The 2506-nt window shown below is 34.5% G+C and carries 3 protein-coding genes; all 3 read left to right on the plus strand.

Annotated elements, in window-relative coordinates:
- Window positions 1–356: 356 nt before the first annotated feature.
- The 3 genes from repM to FTV34_RS16940 all read left to right on the plus strand — a co-directional run bounded on the left by repM (window position 357) and on the right by FTV34_RS16940 (window position 2264).
- Window positions 357–1292 carry a replication initiation protein RepM gene (gene repM, locus FTV34_RS16930; RefSeq protein ID WP_180070846.1) on the plus strand — a complete coding sequence of 312 codons (936 nt, stop codon included), beginning with the start codon at window positions 357–359 and terminating at the stop codon, window positions 1290–1292.
- A 77-nt stretch (window positions 1293–1369) separates the two neighbouring features.
- Window positions 1370–1888 (plus strand): plasmid replication DNA-binding protein, encoded by a 519-nt coding sequence (locus FTV34_RS16935; RefSeq protein WP_180070848.1) that lies wholly within the window; start codon window positions 1370–1372, stop codon window positions 1886–1888.
- A 73-nt stretch (window positions 1889–1961) separates the two neighbouring features.
- Window positions 1962–2264 (plus strand): hypothetical protein, encoded by a 303-nt coding sequence (locus tag FTV34_RS16940; RefSeq protein WP_180070850.1) that lies wholly within the window; start codon window positions 1962–1964, stop codon window positions 2262–2264.
- Window positions 2265–2506: the final 242 nt, after the last annotated feature.

Below are 2506 nucleotides of genomic sequence, written 5' to 3' on the forward strand. Positions count from 1 at the left end.
AAATATTAACCAAAAAATTGCCCCTCGAATCGAGCGAAGCGAGATTCAATAGAGTTTGAGCGTAGCGAAAACCAAGGGCAATTTTTCATGGTTTAGGCTTTTAATTATTTTTAATCTTTTAAATGCTTTTAAGTAAGCTGTAATCCTTTATACACAAGGGTTTCATAACTAATAAAACTAGGTTTATCGACCCATAAAACTAGGTTTATCGACCCATAAAACTAGGTTTATCGACCCATAAAACTAGGTTTATCGACCTTAAAACTAGGTTTATCGACCTCAAATCAAGTTGATTTACAAATCCATTAAAATAGTCTATTGTACAACCTAGTTTAATTATAAATTTATTATTAGAAATGAGTGAATTAATCGTAAAGGATAATGCTTTAATTCAAGCTAGCTATACCCTAGATACAGTTGAACAAAGGCTGATCCTATTAGCCATTGCTGAAGCTCGAGAAACAGGACACGGGATAACTGAAAATAGTCTTTTAGAAGTACATGCAAGTAGTTATATAAATACTTTTAATGTCGAGAAACATACCGCTTATACCGTACTCAGAGAGGCATCTAAAAGCTTATTTGATCGCTATGTCACATATCATGACATTAATCCTAAGACAGGTAAGGATCGTAGCTTTCATTGTCGTTGGGTCGATAAAATTGGATATGAACCTCAAACAGGGATCGTTTTCCTACGTTTCACGCAAGACATTGTTCCACTCATAACTCGACTGGAAGAAAACTTCACTAAATATGAATTGGAGCAGGTTTCTAGATTAACTAGCTCTTATGCTATTCGACTATACGAGTTATTAATTCAATGGAGATCTGCCGGAAAAACGCCACTTTTTGATCTATCTATCTTTAGACAACAACTTGGTGTCAAACCTCATCAATACAAAACAATGAGTAACTTTAAAACATATGTTTTAGATTTTGCTCTTAAGCAGGTAAATGAGTTAACAGATATAACAGCTAAATATGAGCAACATAAAAAAGGGCGTTCTATTTCAGGTTTTTCATTCACTTTCAAACAGAAAAAAATGAGTAATCTGCCAATAAAAAATAAGCGTGACCCAGACACTATAGATATTTTCTCAAAAATGACAGATGCTCAACGCCATCTGTTTTCCCACAAACTGTCAGAACTTCCTGAAATGGGAAAATATTCTCATGGTACAGAAAGCTATCCGCAATTCGCTGTACGCATTGCAGAAATGCTTCAAAACCCAGAAAAGTTTAAAGAACTCTATCCTTATCTCCAAAAAGTAGGCTTTAAAGCTGCATAGAAGATAGACTTGCTGATTTGTCTATTAGACAGTCTAATAGACACTAATTTTTTACAAGATTAGGCAGAGATTTACACATGAAAAGCCTTACAGTTCTTGAGCTTTCTAAGCTATACAATATTAATCGACAAACCATTTACAACAATATAAGGAAAGGTATTTTAAGTAAAAATTCTGATAATAAGATTGATCTTGCAGAAGCGATCCGGGTATTTGGTGAGCCAGTACAAAAACAGAGTGTAAAAGAAACTGTAAAAGTAGACAGTCCAAATTCGGCAGAAGTTTTACTCCTTAGACAGCAGATAGACCTGCTAAGAAATCAGCTAGATGATGCAAAAAATAGAGAAAGCTTCTATCAAAATCAAATTGAAACTATGCAACGACTATTGGAAGCTCCAAAAACCAATACAACGCAATCTGATGATCCAAAATCAAAACAAGCAGAATCCACGGTAGAAGAAAAAGAGGACGTCATAGCTATGCCTCCTAAGGAATCAGAGGTCATCGGGAATAAACGTATTCCTGTCCCTGAACATATTGAGCCAGAACTAGAAAAAAGGGGGTTCTGGAGCCGTTTTTTTAAACCTTATGGCTAATATAAAACAACAGTTAGTTGTAAATTAGTTGTAAATTAGTTGATATAATAACTTATGCTTTTGGAGATAAGTTATGTCTGTTCAAGAACGCTTAAATAAATCTACAATCCAATTTCTTAAGATTGCACATCATGTTGTATTCGCCAGGAAACGCTATGAAAACGGCAGACAAATAGTAGTTTCCCTGATTTATATTGCACAAGATGCACACCCCATAGCGGCAATCACAGGAACAGAGCGATTTTGGGATTGTCACGACATCAGTAAGGCAACACGATCAATTAGACGACACAATAAAAACTGTCTAATCCTGGATCGCAGAGACTTCATTTTTGAGAAAACGGAAGACCTAAGAGGCTTCAATGGCATCCATTGATTATTCGCCAAAGCTAAACAAAACCGTGGAACATTGATTGTTTTTTGATCGTGAAACATGAAAAATCATAAAAAAAGCCCAATCGGGTGTGATTGGGCTATAAACTAGAAACTACAGCATTGATTTCTAAAGAAAATTATAACGCATTTCGTATAAGGTGTATTATGTTAATTTTAGTAGAACTAATAAATCTATATATTTGAAAATGTCATTTTACTCAATTAAATACTCTTCAGATATTT

The organism is Acinetobacter sp. YH16038 (assembly GCF_013417275.1).
In the GTDB taxonomy this organism is placed as follows: domain Bacteria; phylum Pseudomonadota; class Gammaproteobacteria; order Pseudomonadales; family Moraxellaceae; genus Acinetobacter.

What these genes read in the sequence shown, in the direction of transcription:
- FTV34_RS16935 (WP_180070848.1), top strand. Translation starts at nt 1,370, where the DNA reads ATGAAAAGCCTTACAGTTCTTGAGCTTTCTAAGCTATACAATATTAAT.
- repM (WP_180070846.1), top strand. Translation starts at nt 357, where the DNA reads ATGAGTGAATTAATCGTAAAGGATAATGCTTTAATTCAAGCTAGCTAT.
- FTV34_RS16940 (WP_180070850.1), top strand. Translation starts at nt 1,962, where the DNA reads ATGTCTGTTCAAGAACGCTTAAATAAATCTACAATCCAATTTCTTAAG.